This is a genomic window from Curtobacterium sp. VKM Ac-2852 (assembly GCF_013205045.1).
Taxonomy (GTDB): Bacteria; Actinomycetota; Actinomycetes; order Actinomycetales; family Microbacteriaceae; genus Curtobacterium; species Curtobacterium flaccumfaciens.
Genome location: NZ_JABMLI010000004.1, coordinates 133,112 through 154,623 on the forward strand (window position 1 = coordinate 133,112; position 21,512 = coordinate 154,623).

19 protein-coding genes are annotated in these 21,512 nt (G+C 71.9%); 11 read left to right on the top strand and 8 right to left on the bottom strand.

The features are described 5' to 3' along the window. The first annotated feature begins 98 nt into the window (after positions 1-98). The 3 genes from HQQ79_RS15690 to HQQ79_RS15700 are packed head-to-tail and all read left to right on the top strand — an operon-like array spanning position 99 to position 3,789. Positions 99-1,787: a sodium:proton antiporter gene (locus tag HQQ79_RS15690; protein WP_111057467.1), complete on the top strand. Its 1,689-nt coding sequence runs from the start codon at positions 99-101 to the stop codon at positions 1,785-1,787. 52 nt (positions 1,788-1,839) lie between these two features. Then, on the top strand, positions 1,840-3,474 hold the full coding sequence (locus HQQ79_RS15695; RefSeq protein ID WP_173035536.1) for an ABC transporter permease: 1,635 nt from the start codon (positions 1,840-1,842) through the stop codon (positions 3,472-3,474). A 27-nt stretch (positions 3,475-3,501) separates the two neighbouring features. Further along, positions 3,502-3,789 (top strand): hypothetical protein, encoded by a 288-nt coding sequence (locus HQQ79_RS15700; protein ID WP_027464737.1) that lies wholly within the window; start codon positions 3,502-3,504, stop codon positions 3,787-3,789. A 17-nt stretch (positions 3,790-3,806) separates the two neighbouring features. Here HQQ79_RS15700 and HQQ79_RS15705 read toward each other — a convergent pair whose 3' ends face one another. Then, positions 3,807-4,331, bottom strand: a complete 525-nt coding sequence (locus HQQ79_RS15705) for an 8-oxo-dGTP diphosphatase (RefSeq protein WP_173035538.1) — start codon at positions 4,329-4,331, stop codon at positions 3,807-3,809. Between the two features lie 64 nt (positions 4,332-4,395). Between HQQ79_RS15705 and HQQ79_RS15710 the strand changes: the two genes are divergently transcribed. Together HQQ79_RS15710 and HQQ79_RS15715 are read left to right on the top strand one after the other, a co-directional pair. Continuing rightward, a complete protein-coding gene (locus tag HQQ79_RS15710; protein ID WP_027464736.1) occupies positions 4,396-4,746 on the top strand; it encodes a tryptophan synthase subunit alpha in 351 nt (116 codons plus the stop codon). Positions 4,747-4,765: 19 nt separating this feature from the next. Next, positions 4,766-5,656 (top strand): aminodeoxychorismate lyase, encoded by an 891-nt coding sequence (locus tag HQQ79_RS15715; protein ID WP_027464735.1) that lies wholly within the window; start codon positions 4,766-4,768, stop codon positions 5,654-5,656. 166 nt (positions 5,657-5,822) lie between these two features. On the opposite strand, the gene HQQ79_RS15720 is transcribed toward HQQ79_RS15715, so the two are convergent. Beyond that, positions 5,823-7,022 (bottom strand): amidohydrolase, encoded by a 1,200-nt coding sequence (locus HQQ79_RS15720; RefSeq protein WP_173035539.1) that lies wholly within the window; start codon positions 7,020-7,022, stop codon positions 5,823-5,825. 90 nt (positions 7,023-7,112) lie between these two features. Here HQQ79_RS15720 and HQQ79_RS15725 point away from each other — a divergent pair, with 90 nt between their 5' ends. Together HQQ79_RS15725 and HQQ79_RS15730 are read left to right on the top strand one after the other, a co-directional pair. Next, positions 7,113-8,312 carry a Fic family protein gene (locus HQQ79_RS15725; protein ID WP_173035541.1) on the top strand — a complete coding sequence of 400 codons (1,200 nt, stop codon included), beginning with the start codon at positions 7,113-7,115 and terminating at the stop codon, positions 8,310-8,312. A gap of 29 nt (positions 8,313-8,341) precedes the next feature. Beyond that, the gene (locus HQQ79_RS15730) at positions 8,342-10,513 is read left to right on the top strand and encodes a S9 family peptidase (protein WP_173035543.1); all 2,172 of its coding nucleotides are present in this window, start codon (positions 8,342-8,344) and stop codon (positions 10,511-10,513) included. A gap of 123 nt (positions 10,514-10,636) precedes the next feature. Here HQQ79_RS15730 and HQQ79_RS15735 read toward each other — a convergent pair whose 3' ends face one another. The 3 genes from HQQ79_RS15735 to HQQ79_RS15745 are packed head-to-tail and all read right to left on the bottom strand — an operon-like array spanning position 10,637 to position 13,304. After that, positions 10,637-12,166: a CYTH domain-containing protein gene (locus HQQ79_RS15735; protein WP_173035545.1), complete on the bottom strand. Its 1,530-nt coding sequence runs from the start codon at positions 12,164-12,166 to the stop codon at positions 10,637-10,639. Next, positions 12,163-12,975, bottom strand: coding sequence for a hypothetical protein (locus tag HQQ79_RS19220; protein WP_173035547.1), 813 nt, complete (start codon positions 12,973-12,975; stop codon positions 12,163-12,165). Before HQQ79_RS19220 ends, HQQ79_RS15735 begins: the two co-directional genes overlap by 4 nt. Next, on the bottom strand, positions 12,972-13,304 hold the full coding sequence (locus HQQ79_RS15745) for a PadR family transcriptional regulator (RefSeq protein WP_173035549.1): 333 nt from the start codon (positions 13,302-13,304) through the stop codon (positions 12,972-12,974). Before HQQ79_RS15745 ends, HQQ79_RS19220 begins: the two co-directional genes overlap by 4 nt. Positions 13,305-13,371: 67 nt before the next feature. On the opposite strand from HQQ79_RS15745, the gene HQQ79_RS15750 reads away from it, so the two are divergent. Beyond that, complete coding sequence (locus tag HQQ79_RS15750; protein ID WP_027464730.1) at positions 13,372-13,644, top strand: mycoredoxin; 273 nt, start codon at positions 13,372-13,374, stop codon at positions 13,642-13,644. A gap of 126 nt (positions 13,645-13,770) precedes the next feature. Here HQQ79_RS15750 and HQQ79_RS15755 read toward each other — a convergent pair whose 3' ends face one another. Further along, positions 13,771-15,897, bottom strand: a complete 2,127-nt coding sequence (locus HQQ79_RS15755) for a DEAD/DEAH box helicase (protein ID WP_173035551.1) — start codon at positions 15,895-15,897, stop codon at positions 13,771-13,773. A 452-nt stretch (positions 15,898-16,349) separates the two neighbouring features. Then, positions 16,350-17,594, bottom strand: coding sequence for a phosphotransferase enzyme family protein (locus HQQ79_RS15760; protein ID WP_071405569.1), 1,245 nt, complete (start codon positions 17,592-17,594; stop codon positions 16,350-16,352). Positions 17,595-17,674: 80 nt separating this feature from the next. On the opposite strand from HQQ79_RS15760, the gene HQQ79_RS15765 reads away from it, so the two are divergent. Continuing rightward, the gene (locus HQQ79_RS15765) at positions 17,675-18,769 is read left to right on the top strand and encodes an aromatic acid exporter family protein (RefSeq protein ID WP_173035553.1); all 1,095 of its coding nucleotides are present in this window, start codon (positions 17,675-17,677) and stop codon (positions 18,767-18,769) included. Positions 18,770-18,810: 41 nt separating this feature from the next. Here HQQ79_RS15765 and HQQ79_RS15770 read toward each other — a convergent pair whose 3' ends face one another. Further along, positions 18,811-19,125, bottom strand: coding sequence for a hypothetical protein (locus HQQ79_RS15770; protein ID WP_110864838.1), 315 nt, complete (start codon positions 19,123-19,125; stop codon positions 18,811-18,813). A gap of 195 nt (positions 19,126-19,320) precedes the next feature. Here HQQ79_RS15770 and HQQ79_RS15775 point away from each other — a divergent pair, with 195 nt between their 5' ends. Together HQQ79_RS15775 and HQQ79_RS15780 are read left to right on the top strand one after the other, a co-directional pair. Further along, positions 19,321-19,998 carry a response regulator transcription factor gene (locus HQQ79_RS15775; RefSeq protein WP_017885962.1) on the top strand — a complete coding sequence of 226 codons (678 nt, stop codon included), beginning with the start codon at positions 19,321-19,323 and terminating at the stop codon, positions 19,996-19,998. Beyond that, on the top strand, positions 19,995-21,506 hold the full coding sequence (locus tag HQQ79_RS15780; RefSeq protein ID WP_173035555.1) for a HAMP domain-containing sensor histidine kinase: 1,512 nt from the start codon (positions 19,995-19,997) through the stop codon (positions 21,504-21,506). Before HQQ79_RS15775 ends, HQQ79_RS15780 begins: the two co-directional genes overlap by 4 nt. The last annotated feature ends 6 nt before the right edge of the window (positions 21,507-21,512 follow it).

Consider the following 21,512-nt stretch of genomic DNA (forward strand, 5'->3'; position numbering starts at 1 on the left):
GGCGTCGGCCCTTCGAGCAAACCTGATCGGCAACCTGTTGTTCACCGCAGCTTCACACTCGTTCAGCTTCCGAACCATGCCGATGGGAGAATGCGTCCATGGACACCGCTGAGCTCCTCATCCTGCTGATCGGATCGCTCGCGGTGACGGGGTTCGCCCGGGCCAAGGGACTCCCCGCTCCGCTGCTCGTCACGGCGGTCGCCCTGGCCGCCTCGTTCCTGCCCGGGCTGCCGCCGATGGAGATCGACTCCGAGGTCATCCTCACGGTGATCCTGCCGCCGCTGCTCTACTCGGCGGCGCTCGACGTGTCGTGGCAGAGCTTCCGCGGCTCGATCAAGCAGATCCGACGGCTCGGCATCTTCCTGGTGATCGTCACCGCCCTGGTCGTCGGCGGGGTGGCGTACCTGCTCATCCCGGACATGACGCTGCCGGCGGCGATCCTGCTCGGCGCGATCGTCGCCCCACCGGACGCGGTGTCCGCCGCCGCGATCGGCCGGAAGCTCGGACTCCCCCGCCGCGTCATGACCGTGCTGTCCGGCGAGAGCCTGATCAACGACGCGGCCTCGCTGACCCTGGTGCGGGTGTTCACGCTCATCATCGCGGGCACGTCACTGACCGTCTGGCAGGACCTCGGCATCTTCGGCCTGGCGATCGGCGTCGGTCTGGTCGTCGGCATCGTCCTCGGCGTCGTCGTGCACTGGATCCGGATGCGCATCAACGACCCCGTGGTCGAGACGATCATGAGCATCCTGCTGCCCTTCGTCGCCTACATCCTCGCCGAGGACCTGTCCGGCTCCGGCGTCATCGCGGTCGTCACGGCGGGCCTGTACATCGGCTACAACTCGCCGAAGGAGGGCTACGCCACCCGTCTGCAGGAGCGCCCGCTCTGGACGAGCATCGACGTCATCCTCGAGGGCTTCGTGTTCGCGCTCATCGGCCTGCAGCTCAACACCGTCGTGCAGGACCTGGTCGAGAGCGAGCGGAGTCTCGGGCAGACCCTCACCGCCGCGGCCGTCGTGCTCGTCGTCGTGATCCTGGTGCGGCCGCTGTTCGTGTTCGAGTCCTACGCGCGCAACCGCTTCAACGGGAAGTGGCTCCGGCCACTGCGGATCAAGCTGTCCCGCGGGCACCCCTCGCTTCGGTGGATGCGCGGTTCCGCCGAGCCGAAGCTCAACTGGCGGGAGCTCACCGTCATCTCGTGGACGGGCATGCGCGGTGTGGTGACCCTGGCGGCTGCGGTGTCCGTCGTGGCGAGCCCGACCCAGATCCCGGCGCAGGACACGATCTTCATCATCGCCTTCTTCGTGACCGTCGGCACCCTGCTGCTGCAGGGGCTCACCCTGCCGTTCGTCATCCGCGCGCTCAAGGTGCAGGACCCGGCCGAGGGCGAGGAGGACGTACGCAGCGAGATGCGGCTCAACCAGCGCACCACCGAGGCCGCGATCGAGCTGCTCGAGAAGCGGCGTCCAGCGTGGGCGAAGCAGTACGGTTCGGAGGCCGTCGACTCGGTGGTGAACCGGCTGAAGGCGCGACTCGAGCGTCAGGCCGAGACGTTCCGTCAGGACGCCGAAGAAGAAGAGGACGAGGGGCGGAACGTCGCACTGCGCCTGCGTGGCTCGCAGATCCAGGACATCCGGCGCGAGCTCCTCGACCGCCGCCGCGAGATCGTGCTCGAGGAGCGGGAGAAGGGGAACCTCGACGAGGAGGTCATGCGCCGCGTGCTCGTGACCCTCGACGCCGAGGAGCTCGCGATGGACTCGGCGCAGGCGTCGCGCAGTCGCTCCTGAGCACCCCGGGCGTATCCTGGCGCTCCGATCGAGAGCAGGAGCAGAGCGCCGAGTGAGCACGCCGCGGAACGACGTCCCCAGGAACGACGACGGACCGGAGCGCCCCGGCGGTTCCCGTCCCACACCGCCGAAGCCGCGCGGGGCCCGGCCCTCCGCACGTGGGACCAAGCCGCGTCGTGGTGGCAAGGTCGCCGGGCACGCGCGTTCGGGACCCCGGCGACAGGCGCCGGTACCCGCGCCCCAGCAGCACGGCGCCTACCGCCGGTGGTACTCGACCCTGCACCCGTCGCTCCAGCTGATCGGCCTGCAGCTCTGGATGCCGCTGTTCTTCATCGTCGGGTTCTGCCTGTGCTACGTCTTCGCGTTCCACGCCCCGCACCCGCACGACGTCCCGATCGCCCTGATCGGCAGCGACCCGGCGTTCGTGCAGGCGGTGCAGCAGGCGTTGCCCGGCGAGTTCGTGTTCCACACGTACGACTCGCTCGCGCAGGCGAAGCGCGACGTGGTGGGTGGCTCGATGGCGGTCGCGTACGACCCCGCTGCGAACGAGTTCTTCAAGGCGAGCGCGCACCAGTTCCAGGTCGCGAGCCTCGTACCGGCCACCCTCACCGCGGTGCTGACCGGCCTGGGCGTGGCGACCCCGAAGGTCACCGAGCTCGCACCGCTGCCGGCGTGGGACGAGTACGGCACCGTCGCGATGTACGTCATGCTCGCGTGGTGCATCGGCGGCTACATGGTCGCGATGTTCATCGGCATCATGGGCGGCCCGCTCCGGCACCGCACCCGGATGACGGTCATCGTCGTCGGCGGCCTCGTCATCTCGCTCATCACGAACACGCTCGCCGGGCCCGTGCTCGGCGCCATCCACGGGCACTGGGTCCAGCTCGTGCTCATCGCCTGGGGCTGGATCGTGGCGATCGGCCTGGCGGTGAACGGCCTGAGCTACTTCGTCGGCCGGTTCATCGCCGCACCCGCGATGATCTGCTTCGTCTTCCTGTCCATGCCGTCGTCCGGCGGCGCCTACCCGAAGTGGTTCATGCCCGAGCCCTTCGCCTGGCTGAACAACGTCGTCGTCGGCTCGAGCATGGTCGACATGATCAAGCACCAGGTCTACGGCGTCGGCCCCGGCCCGGCTCGCGGCCTGATCACGATGGCCTGCTACGCCACGGCCGGCCTGGTGCTGATGTACTTCGGCAAGAAGTGGTGGGAGCGCCGACGGATCCGGGCGATCGTCACTGGCCGGACCACGATGTTCCAGGACGCCAACACCGCCAACCGTGAGTTCCTCGGCACCCAGCGCGACGCCGAGCTCGAGCGCCACGGCCTGACCTCCACCGAGACCGGCACCCTGAGCGTGCTGCGGGACGACGACTGGGAGGACGACCGCACCGGCGGTGACGTCTTCACCGGCGGTCGCGACGGCCTGGAGCCCGGCGGGACGCCGACCGGTCGCATCACCGTGCAGCGCCCCGGGGACCGCACGGGGCCGGTGCAGCGGCCTGGGCCCACGCGGGCCGGAACCGGCGCGTCGCGGAGCCTGCGGAGCGACGTGACGGCCGAGCACGTGGGGGGAGGCGCGGGGACCAAGCCGCGCACGCGTCCCGTCCCACGTACCGAGGGCTCCAGGGCGCCGGCTCGGTCCGACACGTCGGACGAGCCGCCGCACGGCCGGCACGCGGACCGGTGAGGGGGCGCTGACGCGTATCCTGATCGGATGAACCCGCGCATCACCTGGCACCGCGTCCTCATCACCGTCGTCGTCGTGTTCCTCGTGCTGACGGTCGGCTTCTACGCCGCGAGCGTCCTGCTCGCGCCCGCCGACGGCCGCGGTACCGCCGGGCTGTTCGTCGGGTGGGCGATGTTCTCGATGATCGGCGCGATCGTCGTCGGCATCATCGACTTCTTCGTGCGGCCCCTGGGCGGCCGGAGCGGCGACGCCGACGTCATGGCCGCCGCCGAGGAAGCGCGCACCGGCAGCACCCGCACCCAGCAGCCGCGCTAGCCGCTGGCAGCGAGGCGCTAGTCGCCCACGCCCACGCCGACGCCCGTCCCGGTGAACCCGGCGACCGTCGCGTCGTCCTCGGCGAACGTGAACCGCGCGCGGACGCTCCCCCCGGCGAGCACCCCCGGCAGCCAGTAGCGGGCGTCGTCCCACATCGCGTCGTAGGGCACGGTGTCGACGGGGATCCACCGCGGCTCCAGTTCATCCGAGCCCGACGGGTCTCCCTGCCAGCGGCGGCAGACGAAGACGTCCGAGACCTGGGACCAGGACGGTCGGTACGGGAACCGGTAGTCCAACGTGCCACGGGCCTCCAGGTCGACCGCGTCGAGCCGCAGGCCGACCTCTTCACGCACCTCGCGCACGGCGGTCTCGACCGCCGACTCACCGGGCTCGCGCTTGCCGCCGGGGCCGACCAGACGGCCCGTGCCGAGGCCACGGCGCTTCTCCCCCAGCAGCACCTCGGGGCCTGCCTCGCCGTCGCGCAGCAGGTACACGACCACCACCCGGGGATGCTGGGACTTGCTCTCGTCGCGAAGGGTCACGCGTCCAGTGTGACCGATGGAGTGTCGTACGCTTTTCCCATGGCAGGCGTGCTGCGGGGGCACCATGGCTGAGCCCCGCAGGACCGGGCGCAGCCTCGAAGTGCTGCGCGCCGAGGCCGCCGAGGAGATCTCGATGCTCGTCGAGCACCGGAGCCGTCAGGGCGAGGACCCGTGGGAGTTCATGCCGACGCTCCCCACCGTCGACGAGCAGGTCGTGCTGATCCTGCGTGCGGACGCCGTCGACCTGGACGAGGCGATCGGCAAGCGCCATGCGCAGTGGTCGAGCCACCCGGCGTCCGGGCAGGGCACCAGGCTGGGCGAGGAGTACCACCGGCTGCGACGGATCGCGCTGCAGCACCCCGAGCTGACGCCCGCCGTCTGGAAGCTGCTGGGCGCGCTGCCCGAAGCGGGCTGAGCTGCGGTTGGATGGACGCATGACCGAAACCGTGCTCGCCGTCCTCAACCAGCCCTCCCGCGACGCCGCGCCGCACGACCCCGCGGCCGACGCCTTCACCTGGGCGAAGCCGCTCGAGGAGCACGTCCAGGTGCAGGACCTCGGCGTGACGCGCGGCGACGGCGTTTTCGAGACGATCACGGTGATCGACGGTCGGCCCCAGGCCCTCGAGGCGCACCTCGCCCGCTTCGGCCGCTCCGCCGCGATGCTCGACCTGCCCGCCCCGGACCCGGAGGCCTGGCGCCAGGCCATCGAGGCCGTCTGCGCCCGCCTCGACCCGGTGCGCGAGGCCTTCGCCAAGACCGTCCTGACCCGCGGCGTCGAGGGCACCGACCGCCCGACCGGGTGGGTCTACGCCGCGCCGTCGGGCGACTCCACGGCCGCACGCACCGAGGGCATCTCCGTCGTCGTCCTGGACCGGGGGTACCGGCACGACGTCGAGCGCACCTCGCCGTGGCTGCTGCAGGGCGCGAAGACGCTGTCGTACGGCGTCAACATGGCCGCCCTACGCGAGGCCGTACGCCGCGGCGCCGACGACGCCCTCTTCGTCTCGAGCGACGGCTACGTGCTCGAGGGCACGCGCGCCAACCTGATCATGAAGGTCGGCGACCGGCTCGTCACGCCGCGCACCGACATCGGGATCCTGGCCGGCACGACGCAGGCCGACGTGTTCCGCTTCGCTGAGCAGGAGGGCATCGAGACCGCCTACGAGCTCGTCACGCTCGCCGACCTGGCGGCGGCGGACGCGCTCTGGCTCGTGTCGAGCGTGCGGCAGGCTGCCCCGATCCGTTCGGTGAACGGCGACGCGCGGCCGATCGACGCCGAGCTCACGACCCGCATCAACGACTTCCTGCTGGCGCGCGAGGTCTGAGCACGCGCGCCCCCGGCGCGTGTGCCGCGCGCGTTTCGCGCTGAGCGACACGTCACGGGGCGGCGCGCGCGCGAGGTGTCGCGCACCGCGAAATGGGCGTGGGCCCACGACGGACTGGTGGCGCGGTGCCCGCTGGCACCGCGCCTCCAGTTGCGTGTCGTGGCCGCTACCAGCGCGGCGTGGTGACGCCGGCTCCGTCGGCCCACGTGAAGACGGACTTGCCGTCGATCCAGACGCGCGTCGCGCGGCTGGTCGCGTCGAGCGGGTCGCCGTCCCAGAGCACGAGGTCGGCGTCGTAGCCCTCGGCCAGTCGACCGACACGGTCCCCGAACCCGAGGAACTCGGCCGGGTTGATCGTGAGTGCCTCGAGTGCGGTCTGGGCGGGCAGGCCCTCCTTGACGGCGGCGGTCGCCTGGTCGACGAGCATGTTGATCGGCACGACCGGCGCGTCCGTCGTGATGGCGACCCGCACCCCGGCCGCCGCGATCGTGGCGAGGTTCGGGATGCCGCGATCGCGGAGCTCGACCTTCGAGCGGCTGGTGAACAGCGGGCCGTAGATGACCGGGATGTCCTTGGCGGCCAGCACGTCGGCGATCTTGTGCGCCTCGGTGCCGTGGTTCACGACGAGCCGGTAGCCGAACTCCTCGGACAGGCGGATCGCGGTGGCGATGTCGTCGTGGCGGTGGGTGTGCTGGTCCCAGACGAGCTCGCCGTCGAGCACCCGGACGAGCGTCTCCTTCGTCAGGTCGCGGGCGAACGGCTCGTCCTTCGCGGCGGCGGCGTCACGGGCGGCCCGGTAGTTCTGCGCCTCGACGAAGGCGTCGCGGATGATCTTCGCGACGCCGAGCCGGGTCGAGGGTGTCTGGCCCTTGCCGCCGTAGACGCGCTTCGGGTTCTCGCCGAGGGCGCTCTTCACGCTCACCGAGTCGGAGATGAGCTGCTCGTCGATCGTGCGGCCGCCCCAGGTCTTGATGGCGACGCTCTGACCGCCGATCGGGTTGCCGGAGCCGGGCTTGACGACGATGCTCGTGATGCCGCCGGCGAGCGCATCCCGGAAGCCCTCGTCGTCGATGTCGATCGCGTCGATCGCCCGGACGCCGGCCATGTTCGGCGCGGTCATCTCGTTCGTGTCGTTGCCGGCCTCGCCGTTGGCCTCCTCGTGGATGCCGACGTGGCCGTGTGCCTCGACGAACCCGGGGACGAGCCACGAACCCGCGGCGTCGATGACCGTCATGCCGTCGGGCGGGGTGACGTCCGGACCGATCGCGGTGATCCGGCCGTCCTCGACGACGACCGCGCCGCCGTCGAAGGCGGGGGCGGAGACGGGGACGACGTGGGCACCGGTGATCGCGAAGGAGTTGCTCATGGCACCAACGGTACGCGTGGGCGGGCGGCGGCGAGCGGGCGAAATACCGATTCCTGGCGTCGAGCGTCCGGGTGGTTCTACCGTCGCGGGATGGCACACCGGAGCGATACCTGGCCCACGCACGACCGCACCGAGCGACCGTGGCGGAGCACCGTCCGCGGGCGCCGTGACGACCGGTTGGTGACCGCCGTGCAGGTGTCGCTGCCCCCTTCCATCGCGAGGGCTCGGTGGACGCCCGACGACGACACCGTCGCGCTGCTCGACCGGAGCACCACGGCCCTGCGCGCCCTCGACGTCCACCACGGCTCGCGGCTCGCACCGCTCGGGTCGGTGCTCGGCCGGACCGACGCCCTGGCGTCGTCGCGCATCGAGGACGAGTCCGCGTCGATCGACGACCTGGCGCGGGCACTCGTCGGCATCCGTGCGAACGCGGGTGCCACCGCGGTCGTCCGGGCCGGCGGAGCCGTCGAGCACCTGGTGTCCGGAGCGGATTCGGGCACCGTCACCGAGGCCTCCCTGCTCGAGGCACACCGCCTGCTGATGCGCGACGACCCGGTGGACGAACGGTACGCCGGCCGGTACCGCGACGTGCAGAACTGGATCGGCGGCGGCGCCACGCCCCGCGACGCCGTCCACGTGCCACCGCCGCCCGAGCTCGTGGCACCGCTGATGGCCGACCTGTTCGCGTTCGTGCACCGCGTGGACCTGCACCCGATCGCCCAGGCCGCGATCGCCCACGCGCAGTTCGAGTCGATCCACCCGTTCACCGACGGCAACGGTCGGATCGGGCGGGCGCTGATCGGGGCCGTGCTCCGGCGACGCGGGGTGACGACCACGGTCACGGCACCGGTGGCCACCGCGCTCGCGGCGGACCGGCGGCGGTACTTCCGGCACCTGGAGCAGTACCGCGACGGCCGGGTCACCGGGTTCGTGGTCGACCTGGCCCTGGCGATCGGGACGGTGTGCGACGAGGCGACGCTGAGCGCTCTGCTGCTCGCCGAGCACGACGCTGACCGGTCCGCAGGCCCCTGCGCCTCGGGCCCGCACGCCGTGGTCGGCCGTGCACTCGCCGACGACCCCGTCCTGACCGAAGCGCACCTGGACACCCTGCTCACCGCCGACGAGGTCGAGCGTGTCACGCACGACCTGGTGCTGGCGGGAGTGCTCCGTCCGGTCACCGCACGTCGCCGTGACCGCGCGTGGGTCGCACCCGCCGTGGTCGACGAGCTCGAGGCGTTCGAGCAGCGGGTGCAGGCGGCGGTGGGCGGGCGCGAGCGCACGGCGGCCTGACCGGGGGTACGGGCGAATAGGGTGGGACGGTGAGCAACGAGCACACCGCATCCACCCCGCCCAGCGCCGCCAAGCGGCCCGTGACACGGACCCACCACGGCATCGACTTCGTCGACGACTACGAGTGGCTGCGGGACAAGGAATCCCCCGACACCCTGGCGTACCTCGAAGCCGAGAACGCCCACACCGACGCCGCCACCGCGCACCTCGCGCCGCTGCGGGACCGCATCTTCGCCGAGGTGAAGAGCCGCGTGCAGGAGACCGATCTCTCGGTACCGGTCCGCATGGGCGACTGGTGGTACTTCACCCGCACCGCCGAGGGCAGCCAGTACGGCGTGCACTGCCGCGTGCCCATCGCCGGCCCCGACGACTGGACGCCGCCCGCCGTTGTCGAGGGCGAGTCGACGCTCCCCGGCGAGCAGGTGGTCCTCGACGGCAACGCCCTGGCCGACGGCCACGAGTTCTTCTCCCTCGGCACCTACGACATCAGCGACGACGGCACCCGCCTGGTCTACGGCATCGACGTCGAGGGTGACGAGCGGTACACCCTGCACGTGCGCGACCTGGCCTCGGGAACCGACCTCGGCGACGCCATCCCCAACACCGGGGCCGGCGCCACGTTCGACCCGGCCGGGCGCTACGTGTTCTACCCCACGGTCGACGAGTCCTGGCGTCCGGACAAGATCTGGCGCCACACGGTCGGCACCGCGGCGTCCGAGGACGTCCTGGTGCTCGAGGAGCCCGACGACCGTTACTGGGTCGGTGTCGGTGTCACCCGCTCCTCGCAGTACATCGTCATCGAGCTCGGCTCGAAGATCACGTCCGAGGCGCACGTCCTCGACGCCGCGGACCCGACCGGTGAGTTCCAGGTCGTCTGGCCCCGCCGCGAGGGCGTCGAGTACGAGATCGAGCACGCCATCGTCGGCGGCAGCGACCGGTTCCTGGTGCTGCACAACGACGGCGCCGAGAACTTCGAGCTCGTCGACGTCCCCGCCGACGACCCGACCTCCGAGCGGGACCGCCGCGTCGTCGTGGCGCACCACACCGAGCGACGCATCGAGTCGGTCGACGCCTTCGCCGGACACCTCGCCCTGGAGTACCGGTCCGAGGCGCTCCCCCGCGTCGCGATCATCCCGATCGAGGGCGACGGCTACGGCGACGCGCACGAGGTCCCCTTCGACGAAGCACTGTTCTCGGCGGGGCTCGGCGGCAACCCGGAGTGGGAGCAGCCGACGCTCCGCATCGGGTACACGTCGTTCGTGACCCCCTCCGAGGTCAGCGACCTCGACCTGGCCACCGGCGAGGTCACCGTCCTGAAGCGTCAGCCCGTGCTCGGCGGCTACGACCCGGCCGACTACGTGCAGGAGCGCGACTGGGCGACCGCGTCGGACGGCACCCGCGTGCCGATCTCGCTCGTCTGGCGTCGGGACGCCGTCGAGGACGGTACCCCGGCACCGCTGCACCTCTACGGCTACGGCTCGTACGAGCACTCGATCGACCCCGGCTTCAGCGTCATGCGCCTGTCGATGCTCGACCGCGGTGTCGTCTTCGCCGTCGCGCACGTCCGTGGTGGCGGTGAGCTCGGCCGGCACTGGTACGAGAACGGCAAGACCCTGACGAAGAAGAACACGTTCACCGACTTCGTCGCGGTCGCCGAGCACCTGATCGAGTCCGGCCGGACGAGCGCCGACCGGCTCGTGGCCGAGGGCGGCAGCGCCGGCGGACTCTTGATGGGTGCGGTCGCCAACCTCGCACCCGAGCGGTTCGCCGGCATCCTGGCCGCCGTGCCGTTCGTCGACGCGCTGACGAGCATCCTCGACCCGGACCTGCCCCTCACCGTCATCGAGTGGGACGAGTGGGGCGACCCGCTGCACGACGCCGAGGTCTACCGCTACATGAGCGAGTACACCCCGTACGAGAACGTCCGCGACGACGTGCAGTACCCGCAGATCCTCGCCGTGACCTCGATCAACGACACCCGCGTGCTCTACGTCGAGCCCGCGAAGTGGACCGCGAAGCTCCGCGAGGTCGGCGCTCCGGTGCTGCTGAAGACCGAGATGTCCGCCGGCCACGGTGGTGTCAGCGGTCGCTACGCGTCGTGGAAGGAGCGGGCGTTCGAACTCGCCTGGCTGCTCGACGTGCTCGGGCTCGCCGACGAGACGCCCGCCGCCGCGACCGCCAACCCGATCGCCGCCGGCTGAGCCGCACCGCGCACTTCGTGAGCAGAAGAGGTCGGGTCCGAACGCGGGACCCGACCTCTTCTGCTCACCAAGCGAACAGCGGCGCACCCGACGCACCCGGCGCACGCGGCGCACGCACCCCGCTCACACGCGGTTGAGCGCGTGCACCGCCTCGTCGTAGGACTCCTCGGCCAGGCGTACCCGGTCCCCCGCGAGCACGCCGTACCCGAACGTGGCCTCACCCCCGCGCTCCGCGATCGCCGCGTTTGCCCGCAGGATGTCGAGGGCGTGCAGGGACCGCACCCGTTCGGTCAGCACGTCGGCCGCGGTGCCGATCCGCTTCCACAGCGCGTGCGGGAACGCGTCGTCGCCGAGCACGTCCATCGCCATCCGGGCGCGCATCGTCTCCTGCCACGCGGCCTCGGTGGTGGTCCGGTCGGCGGCTTCGCGCTCGGCGGCGGTGTCCGAGGTGTCGTCGGCCACGGCGGCCCGGACGAGTTCGCGCACACGCGGCTTCACGTCGGCGCCGACGTCCTGCGCGACCTGCTTCGGTGCGCGGAGCGACCACACCGTCGGCGCCGGGCGCTCGGCAGCGTCGTCGAGGGCGTCGAGCAGCTCGAGGAACGGCTCGCCGTGCAGGAACGCGACGACGTCCCGCACCGCCTGGTCGCGACGTTCCCGGGTCGAGGCGAGGATGCGCTCACGGGTCATCGCGTCGACCAGGTCGTCCTGCGCCGGCGACGACGCCCGCGGCAGCCGGTCGATCAGGTACTCGGCCAGCGCCGCACGCGCGGTGACGCCCGCCAGGCCGTCCGCCGCCTCGGCGGCGCGGTCGACGGCCTCGCCGTCGGGGAACGCCGGGCGGTAGGCGCCCAGGATCGCGGCGATCTCGAGGGTGGTGTCGGCCGCCTGCCGGAGGTCGGCCGTGTCGCCGGAGCGGAGCCGGGCCTCCTGGCCGAGCAGCGCGACGCGCAGCTTGCGCACCCGCTTCGCCAGGATGCGTGCGGTCGTGCCCTTGGCCGGCTTCTCCTCGGTCTGGAGGCGCGGTGCCGGTGCTCCTGCCAGCCCGCGTGCCAGCTTGGACGCGACGGCGGCGGGGCCGGCGCCGACGGCCGCGAAGCGCCCGTCGAGGGCCGCGAACAGCTCGTGGGCGATCTGCGGGTCGACGCCGTCGACGGCCTCGACCTCGACCTCGCGCCAGGTGCGCGGGGTCTCCGGAGCGTCGTCGTCGAGGCGCTGGGCGGTGACCTGGTCGTCGGCGAGCTCGGCGATCTGGTCGCCGTCCTCGTCGAGCAGTCGGGTGACGGTGCGGGTGGTGGTGATCCGGACGACGGGACGCAGCCCGCGACCGCGACGCTCCGTGAAGAGCGCGGCGAGGACCTCGTCGGGCACCGTGTCGGCGTCGTCGGTCAGGGGGAACTGCTGCTCGTGGCGGACCGTGTCCGACTCCGAGCGCTTGATGTGCCAGCCGGCGTCGGGGCCGCCCGTGCGGCGACGCACGGTCACCCGCGCGGCCACCAGGTCGTACCGCTCGGTGTCCCAGTAGGTCGCGTCCAGTTCGAACGGCTCCTGGTGCTCGGTGCGGAGGATGCCGCCCGCGCCGACGAGGTCGGGGAGGGCACCGCCCTCGGGCAGGTCGTAGGTGCGCTCGATCTCGAGGTTCGTGTGGCTCACACGCTCTTGTCTACCAGGGCTTCGGCCTGCGGTTCGACCACGAGGCGTGGCTCTGTGGAGAACCGGCTCGCGACGTACCCGGCGATGACAGCACTCAGCGGAGGCAGCGTGACCGCGAAGGGGTTCCAGCGCAACGGGACCATCGAGAAGAGCACCCCGTTCCACTCGAGCACGAAGACCACGGCAGGGAGCAACAGGAGGAGCCAGGCGCCGCGTCGGACGCGGACGGCGACGAACCAGCCTGCAAGCGCGAGGATCAGCGGGAGCCCGCCCACGGGAAGGTCTGTCGGTGGCGTGAGCAGCGGCTGCAGGACTCCACCGACGGCCGCGGCGAGGACGATGCTCGCGCCGAGACGTCGGCGACCCGACGGAGCGCGCAGGACGAGGGCCGCGAGCGCGATCGCCGCACCGGGCACGAAGAACACCAGGGTCCAGGTACCGGCCGTGGCGAGCACGACGTCGGTCCGGCTGCTGTACCCGCCGTTCGGTTGCACGATGAGCCACGCACCGGACGCGATCAGGGAGACGACCGCGACGGCGACCAGGACCGGGACGGTCCGGACGGTGTGCGGCACGCGATCGAGCTGGGTGGGCGGTGTGGTCACGGTGTTCCCCCACGAGGTGCGGTGCGGCGCTCGTCGGTGGAACAGCGCGGTGGTCAGGGCACCGAGCGCGAGCGCGGTCGACGACAGGTCGAGCTGCTCGGCGTCGCGCACGTCGGCGAGCCACTGCTCGCGTCGGGCATCACGGTGGGCGGCTGGTGAGACCGCGACCGCGATGCCGACGAGCGCCTGGTCGAGCGCACTCACGAGGTCACCGGCTGGTTCGTCGGGCGGCTCGGGCGGCTCGGACGGACCGGTGCTTCGGCCGGGCGCGCAGCGAGCAGGTCTCGGGCGGCGCGGACTCCGTCCGCGGTGAACTCGTAGAGCCGCCGGCGTGGCCCTGACCGCTCCGCGTCGTCGTCCCACGAGGAGGTGATCCACCCCTGCCGCTCGAGCCGTTCGAGGATGGGGTAGACGGTGCCCGCGGGGCGACCGGTGGCCTTGATGACGAGCAGCCCCCAGGTCGGCCCGTCGCTGGCGAGCAGTGCGTCGAGCACGTCGAGCGTGGAGGCGGTCACGCGCCGGATGGGTTCCATGCGCTCAAACTACCTATGTAGAACAAACCGCACAAGCCCCCTCAGGAGAACGGGTTAGCCTGCAGGGATGAGCGACACGATCACCCGCGAGCAGTTCACGCCCGAAGCCGGCGGCGTCACGATGTTCACCACCACGTGGTGCGGCTACTGCGCCCGGCTGAAGAACCAGATGTCGAAGGCAGGGGTGCCCTTCACCGAGGTCGACATCGAGCAGACCCCGGGCACCGCCGAGCTCGTCGCCGAGGTCAACGGCGGCAACCAGACCGTGCCGACGCTGGTGTTCCCCGACGGCACTACGGCGACGAACCCGTCCCTGGCCGAGGTGCAGTCCCGAATCTGAGCGGCGGCCCTCGGCGCGAAGCCTCGGCGAACAACCAAAGTCCGTCCGAACCACGTGGACGCGTGGTTCGGACGGACTTTGGTTGTGCGGGACGCGACAGCGACGCGCGCCGGACGCGCGCCCGCGCTAGCCGCCGAGCGCCTCGGTCAGCAGCGCAGCCATCGCGTCGAGCTGGATGTCACCGGAGTCGACGACCTCTTCGTCCGAACCGTCGAGCGCGCGGGCGGCCAGGGACGCCTTCGAGTCGATGAGCTCGGCGATCTTGGTGTCGATCGTCTGCGCGGCGATGATGCGCCAGGCGGTGACGGGCTCTTCCTGCCCGATGCGGTGCACACGGTCGATCGCCTGGGTCTGCTCGGCGCTCGTCCACGACAGCTCGGCGAGCACGACGTTCGACGACACCTGCAGGTTCAGACCGACACCGGCCGCGGTCAGCGAGCAGACGATGACGGCGACGTCGGGGTCGTTCACGAACGAGTCGATCTCGGCCGTGCGCTGCGTCGGGGTCTGGTCGCCGCGGATCGTGGCGGTGCGCAGCCCGCGACGGGCGAACACCTCTTCGGCCTGGTCCATCACGTCGAGGTGCTTCGCGAAGAACACGACCTTGCCGACGTTCGAGGCGAGCTGTGCCGCGTAGTCGGCCGCGAGCTGGGCCTTGGCCCGGCCGATGCGGCGGACCATCGAGAACACGTTCTCGCCGGTCGACGAGGCGTCCTGGTCCTCGAGCTCCCAGCGCGCGACCTGGCGGACCAGCTTGTGGTCGATGCCGACGACCGGGTCCTGCCCGGTGCGGGCGTCGAGCGCCTGGTGGTAGCGACGGACGAGCTTCGCGGTGAGCTCGCGCTCGGCGTCGCGGATGGAGCGACCCTCGTCACCGTCGAGCTCGACGGGGATGTCGGCGATCCGGCGGGCGGGGATGTCCGCGGCGACGTCGACCTTGCGGCGTCGGACGATGCCCTGGTCGATGACGGCACGGCGGGCCTCGACGAAGAACCCGGGGTCGGCCGGCGTCAGGCCGATCTCCTCGAGTTCGTTCATGAGCTTCGCGCGCGGCTTCTTGTCGTCGATCCAGCCGAGGTACTCCCAGATGGTGCGGAAGTCCTCGACCGAGTTGATCAGCGGGGTACCGGTCAGCGCCATGAGCAGCGGCGCGGCGGTGCGCTGCCGGATCCGCTCGGCGATCTGCAGCACGAACCGGGCGCGCTGCGAGTCCTTGTTCTTGATGAAGTGCGCCTCGTCGACGACCATCCCCTTGAACCCGAAGTTGCCGAGCCACCCGGCGTGCCGGTCGAGGATCTCGTAGTTCACGATGACGATGTCGGCGAACCCGTCGAGGTCGTTGCCGTCCCCGTGGATCACCGTGGCGCGGTGGTTCGGCACCCAGCGCTCGGCTTCACGCGCCCAGTTCGTCTTGACGACGTTCGGCACGACGACCAGCAGCGGGAACGCGTTCGCGGCATCGGCGGCGAGCAGCGACTGTGCGGTCTTGCCGAGGCCGGGCTCGTCGGCGAGCAGGAACGTGCGGTGCCCCTGCGCCGCTGCGGCGACGAGTTCCGCCTGGTGCTTCATGAGCGTGGTGCCCGAGCGCGAGTGCAGCGTCGTGGGCTCCGGCAGCGGCATCGACGCCGCTCCCCCGCCCGCGCCGTACTCGAACGACTTGAACAGCGGTCCGAACAGTTCCCAGTTCGCCAGGCGACGCGGGTGTGCGACGGGCTGGTCGGCGAGGGCGAAGTCCGGCGGCATGAACGGGTTCGCGAGCTGACGCTGCACGACCGCCTGCGGCACGACGGCCCGCACCGGGGTCTCGACCACCGCGGCGGGCTCGGACGCGATGACGAGGTCCTCCGGCTGCAGTTCCATGCCGCCGGCGATCATCATGTCGCGCTTGACTGCACGCGTCGCCTCGGACACCTGGACCTCTTCGGCGAGGAGCTGGATGACGCTGGTGTCGCGCGCCGCCGTCTTCGCCAGGATCGTGGCCACGCCGTCGAGCCGCTTGAGCTGCTCGGCGCGCTGCGCGTCGGTGAGCTCCGTGTCGGCCTTCACCCGCGCGCGCTCTTCGCGCATGAGCAGGGCGACCGCCTGGAACTTCGTCCGATTCGTTGCCTTGAGCGGTCCGCGCTGCGCCGCGGCCTCGACCTCGCGCACAGCGCGGGCGAGGACGGGGATGACGCCGTCGTTGTCCAGCGGCCTGGTGCGACGTGACGCGGTCCGCGTCCCGCCGGCAGCACGCCGGGTGCCTGATCGAGCCAACGCTCCTCCTGTTCCGCCCACACGTCGGGGCGATCCGCCCATGGGGCGGGAAGTCCTGCACCGGGGCCTGGCGCGGCTCCGGTTCGGCTGCGGGCCACCGTGGCCCACCGCATCGCCGGTCCCCGCATCGGGACGTCCGGTGGACTCCCGCGAGCCGTTCCACACGAGCACCTGCCGGGAGCAGGTTCGGACGGTCCGCGCCGGGATCCGGCGTCGTCACACGCACGTGATGCCCCCTCGGGGCGGTCACGGCCCGGTCCCCGCGTCGATCAAGTGATCGACGGCTGCGTCCGGAATCGACGCGGCACGCGGGAACGCGGTGCGTGCGCGCTCAGTTTACTCCCGGACCACCGACAGAGGCGACCGGCGCGTTGCCCGCGCGCGTCGCGACGGCGGACGGGAGGCCCGTGGCGGGCCCGACCCGCGCCTCCCGTCCGTTCCTCGGTCGCGTCTCAGACCTGCGGTGCGGACCGCGGGCGGGTCGAACCACCGGTCGGGAGGCTCGGGGCCGCGTCCGCCAGGGCGGCCTGCGTCGCGGCGAGGAGCTGCTGGGCGGTCTGGATCCCGTTGGCGGAGCCGGTGGTCGCCTGGCCGCCGGCGTGGGCGAGCAGCTGGGCGCCGATGGCGGGTCCGATGCGGTCCGCCTCGCGCGGGTTGCGCGCGACCCAGTCGCGGGCGATCGCGTCGGCGAGGCGCTCGGCGGCGGCGCCGCGCTCGGCGTCCCCGCGGGACCGGTGCCAGAGCCCGGTGACCACGAGGTGGGCGACGACGGCGCCGACGTCACGGACGGGGAAGCCCCAGCCCGCGGTGTCGATGTCGAGCAGCCCGGAGATGCGCCACGGCTCGTCCTCGTCGACGAACACCTGCTCCAGGTGCAGGTCGCCGTGCACGACCTGCTTGGTCGAGCTCGACCAGCCGATGGAGCGGCGGCCGATGGCGTCGTACAGGCGGTCGATCTCCTCGGCGTCGCGCGGCAGGGCGGCGATGAGCGTGCGTCGGTGCCAGTCGGCGTGGTCCATCGCGTCGGCGCGCGCCTGCTGGGTCATCGGGACGGTGGCGACCCGGCCGCTCAGCGCGGCGAGCGACGCCACGAAGCGGGGGTCGTCGGCGATGTCGAGGATGCGGCTGCCGGCGGGCACGCCGCGGATGCGCTCGAGCACGAGCAGGCCGTCGCCACGGCTGGACAGCACACGCGGCACGGGCAGACCGGCCGCGACGAACTGCTCGTGCGACTGCACGATCGGTGCGACCCGGTGCGGACGGACGATCTTCAGGAACAGGGTGCGCTCGGGGGCGTCGACGCGCACGACCGCGCGCTTGCCGGGCCGGTACGCCGCCACGGTGAGCACCGGGTCGGTGACGGGCATGCCGAGCGTGGTCAGCAGCTCGGCGACGGCGTCGCGGTAGGTGACCTGCGGCAGCACCGGCAGGCCGGGGTCGTTCGGGTACGCCCACACCGACACCGGGTCGCCCGTCGCCGGATCGGTGACGATCGCGCTGTTCTGGTCGTGGGTGCCGCCGGTGTCGACGTAGGTCAGGACCGTGGCGCGCTGGCCGTTGCGGTCCACCGTGTCGACCTCGTAGCCGTACAGGTAGCCGTTGCCCGAGGGCTCGACGGAATGCGCCCGCGCGGCCACCACGGAGGTCCCGGAGCCGGCGAAGGCCTGCGGGATGACGCGCTCATGGTTGGGCCACACGGCATCAGTCAACCGTGTCGCGCGGGTTTCGTCGCGTTCGTGCGCGGCTCGGCGCGCGGCCGGTGGCTACCGTGGTCCGTGTGAACCCGGTCGCGCGCCTCCGCAGCTCCAGTCGCACGCCGTTCCTGCAGGTCGTGAAGACCGCCGTCGCGGTGGTCGCCGCCGTGCTCCTCTGCCGCCTGGTCATCCAGGGGCCGTTCCCCACCTTCGCGGCGATCGCTGCCCTGCTCGTGGTGCAGCCGAGCATCAACCAGTCGTTCGTGAAGGGGCTCGAGCGGAGCGCGGGCGTCGTGATCGGCGTCGTGCTGGCCACCGGGTTCCACCTGCTGCTCGGCGACGGCGTGTTCGTCGTGCTGCTCGTCATCGTGCTCGCGATCCTCATCGCCTGGGCGCTCCGGCTCACCCCGACGTCGGCCACCCAGGTCGGGATCAGCGGGATGCTCGTGCTCACCGCCGGGGTCGTGACGCCGAACTACTCCGCCGACCGGATCCTCGAGACCGTGATCGGTGCGATCGTCGCCCTTGTCGTGAACGCGCTCATCGTGCCGCCCGTCCTGCTCGAACCGGCACACCTCGCCGTCGCCCGGCTCGCCCGTGACACCGCGGTGGCGTTCGAGCGGATCGCGATCGGCCTGACCGAAGGGTGGGACCGCGAGCGCTGGGACGAGGCGCTCGTCGCCGCCCGGGCACTGCGGCAGCAGCACGCCAAGGCCGAGGCATCCCTGGGGTCGGCGCGCGAGTCCCTGACGATGAACCCGCGCGGCGGCCGGCACCGGACGATCCTCGACCGCGACGTGGTGACCACCGACCACCTGCGCGTCCTGGTGACCCGGGTCACCGGGATGACCCGGGCGATCCGCGACAACACCGCACCGGACCTGCGCGACGACCCGGTGGTGCACGGCATCGCGACCGAGGTGGCACGGATCGGTGCGGACGTCCGGTCGCTCAGTGCGCGGGTCGAATCGACACGACTCGACCCGGTCGACGGGGCCGGCCGGACGGACGCCGCCGCCTTCGGACCGGACGTCGAGCCGTGGGCGGAGGCCTCGGAGCCGGCGCTCACCGCGCCGCTCGAGGTGGTGCGGCCGAACTCCCGGCACTGGGTGCTCATCGGGGCACTGCTCGAGGACATCCGACGGGTGCGTGGCGAGCTGCTCGGCGAGGACGACTAGTCGGTCCGCTTCAGTGCGCTGCGCAGGCCGCTCGGTCCGCTTCAGCGCGCTGCGCAGGCCGCTTCCGACGCCGTCCGGACGACGTCCGACCAGATCACCGCGGTCGGGACGACGTCGGTCGCGGTCGCACCCGGGATGCCGGCGTCGGCGTACCGGCTGATCTCCGCGACGACGGCCTCGGTGCCGACCTCGCGTGCAGCACGGCTCGCCACGTCCGGCACGGCCGTCCGCAGCTCCGCGACCACGCGGTCGCGCGGAGCGTCCTCCAGCTGCGCGAGCGCGCCGATGCCCTTCCACGCGGCGTCCAGTTCGGCGCGCAGGCGCACGATGGCCGGGTGGTCGATCGAGTCGTTCATGATCCCCCAGTGCAGGCGGCGCATCGGGTCGCGCTGTCCGCTGCCGGAGCCTAGCAACGAAGCAAGCGGCGCTCACGTCCCTAGAACGTGGGACAGACCGTTCTGCTCTGTCCTGTGACGAGATTCAGCGAGTCGGACCCGGAGAACGGCCCTCCGCGCCGGTTCGATGCCACGATGGGTCCGAGGAGGTCCACTATGCGGCTGTTGGTGGTCGAGGACGACGACGAGATGCGTGCCCTGATGGAACGCGGACTCGCGGCCGAGGGGTACCGGGTCACGGCCGTCGAGAACGGTGTCGAGGCGCTCATCGCCCTCGGCGAGCAGGCGTTCGACCTGGCGGTCGTGGACGTGATGATGCCCGGCATGTCCGGCTTCGAGCTCGCGCGGCGGATCCGTGAGCGCGAGGACCCCGTGCGGATCCTGCTCGTGACCGCGCGCGACGCCGTCGACGATCGTGTGTTCGGGCTCGACGCCGGCGCGGACGACTACCTCACCAAGCCCTTCGCCTTCGCCGAGCTCACCGCCCGGCTGCGTGCGCTCGGCCGTCGCGAGTCCGCCGGGGCTCCCCGCACGATCGAGGTCGGGGACGTGTCGATCGACTCCGAGGCGCGCCGCATCTCGATCAAGGGGCAGCGCGTCGCCGTGAGCCCCACCGAGTTCGCCCTGCTCCGACTGCTCGCCCGCTCCGCCGGCAGTGTCGTCGACCGCCCGAAGATCCTCGAAGAGGTCTGGGACGGTTCGCAGCACGTCGACCCGAACGTGGTCGAGCAGTACATCTCGTACCTCCGCAAGAAGCTCACAGCGCACGAGGCCACCGTCGCCATCGCCACGGTCCGCGGTCGCGGGTACCGCCTGGATCTGCTCGGGGCGTGAACGGGGCCGACGACGCCCCACGATCGGACCGCCGACGCGGCGGTCCGATCCGGCCGCTGCGTCTGCTGTCCCTGCGTGCCCGGATCACGATCGGCTCGACGGCGATCGCCGCGATCGTCATCCTGCTGCTCGTCCTCGTGATGCGGTTCCAGGTGGTGAGCGTCGTCGCGAGTGCGACGCGCACGCTGCTCGACGCCGACGCCGACCCCTACGTCGCCACGCTCGAGGTCGACAGCGACCCCGACCTGTCGCCGCCGGGCAACGCGCAGCTCGTCGCCGTCGTGTCCCCGTCCGGCGAGATCGTGCTGTCGACGATGCCCGACCGTGTCGAGCAGGCGCTCGGCAGTCTGCGGTCCACCCCTGCCGGTACCTCGATCATCACCGTCTCCGGCTCGGAGTACCGCGTCGTGGTGGTGCACCCCGTCAACGAGGCCGGCCGCTGGACGGTCGTGGCCGCCCGCAACTCGCAGGCCGAGGCCATCGTCGTCGACGACCTCACGACGACCCTGTCGTTGACCGGCCTGGCGATCCTGCTCGCCTTCGGCGTGGCGTCCTGGGTGCTCGCGACCACCGCACTGAGGCCGGTGAACCGGATGCGCCGCGAAGCCGAACGGCTCTCCGTCGCCCCGGAGCGTGCCGAACTGCCGGTGGGCCCCGCACAGGACGAGCTGGCGTCCCTGGCGACCACGCTCAACGCCTTCCTCGCCCGGACCCGGCAGGCGACCGAGCGCGAACGCCAGATGGTGTCGGACGCCAGCCACGAGCTCCGGACACCTCTGGCGATCCTGACGACCCAGCTCGACCTCGCCTCGCTCGACGGGAACGACGCTGCCGCCCTCGCCGCCCACATCGAACGCGCCAAGCACAGCGTCGCGCGGTTGTCGCGGCTGGCGAACGACCTGCTCGCGCTGTCGCGGATCGAGGAGTCCGAGCGGCGTGAACAGGACGGCGACCGGCGACCCGAGACCGCGTGGTCGGACCTCGGCGACGAGGTGATGGCCGCGGTCGACCGTGTCCGGCTCATCGCCTCGGCGAAGGACGTCACCGTCGACTTCGACCTCGAGCCGCCCGTCGCCGTCGGCGGTTCCGGCCCGGGCATCGGCGGCGGCACCGTCGAACCGCGGTACCGGATCGACACCGGCGGGATGGCGCAGCTCGTCACGAACATCGCGGGCAACGCCGTGGCCGCACTCCCCCGTGGCGGCGGCATCTTCGTGTCCTGGCGGAGCACCGGCGGCGAAGGCGTCCTGCAGATCACCGACGACGGCCCCGGCGTACCCGAGTCTTTCATCCCCGTGGCGTTCGACCGTTTCACGCGTCCGGACGAGGCCCGGACGTCCCGCCCGAACCCGGACCCGTCGACCGGGGTCGGCGCTCTGCCCGGCGGCTCCGGGCTGGGACTCGCGATCGTGCGTGCGGTGGCGGAACGGGCGGGAGGCACGGCGTCGCTCCGCAACGTGCCCGCCGGTGGACTCGAGGTCACGATCCGCCTGCCCGAGGTGCGCTGAGCACGA

What these genes read in the sequence shown, in the direction of transcription:
- HQQ79_RS15690 (WP_111057467.1), top strand. Translation starts at nt 99, where the DNA reads ATGGACACCGCTGAGCTCCTCATCCTGCTGATCGGATCGCTCGCGGTG.
- HQQ79_RS15700 (WP_027464737.1), top strand. Translation starts at nt 3,502, where the DNA reads ATGAACCCGCGCATCACCTGGCACCGCGTCCTCATCACCGTCGTCGTC.
- HQQ79_RS15710 (WP_027464736.1), top strand. Translation starts at nt 4,396, where the DNA reads ATGGCTGAGCCCCGCAGGACCGGGCGCAGCCTCGAAGTGCTGCGCGCC.
- HQQ79_RS15715 (WP_027464735.1), top strand. Translation starts at nt 4,766, where the DNA reads ATGACCGAAACCGTGCTCGCCGTCCTCAACCAGCCCTCCCGCGACGCC.
- HQQ79_RS15720 (WP_173035539.1), bottom strand. Translation starts at nt 7,022, where the DNA reads ATGAGCAACTCCTTCGCGATCACCGGTGCCCACGTCGTCCCCGTCTCC.
- HQQ79_RS15725 (WP_173035541.1), top strand. Translation starts at nt 7,113, where the DNA reads ATGGCACACCGGAGCGATACCTGGCCCACGCACGACCGCACCGAGCGA.
- HQQ79_RS15745 (WP_173035549.1), bottom strand. Translation starts at nt 13,304, where the DNA reads ATGGAACCCATCCGGCGCGTGACCGCCTCCACGCTCGACGTGCTCGAC.
- HQQ79_RS15750 (WP_027464730.1), top strand. Translation starts at nt 13,372, where the DNA reads ATGAGCGACACGATCACCCGCGAGCAGTTCACGCCCGAAGCCGGCGGC.
- HQQ79_RS15770 (WP_110864838.1), bottom strand. Translation starts at nt 19,125, where the DNA reads ATGAACGACTCGATCGACCACCCGGCCATCGTGCGCCTGCGCGCCGAA.
- HQQ79_RS15775 (WP_017885962.1), top strand. Translation starts at nt 19,321, where the DNA reads ATGCGGCTGTTGGTGGTCGAGGACGACGACGAGATGCGTGCCCTGATG.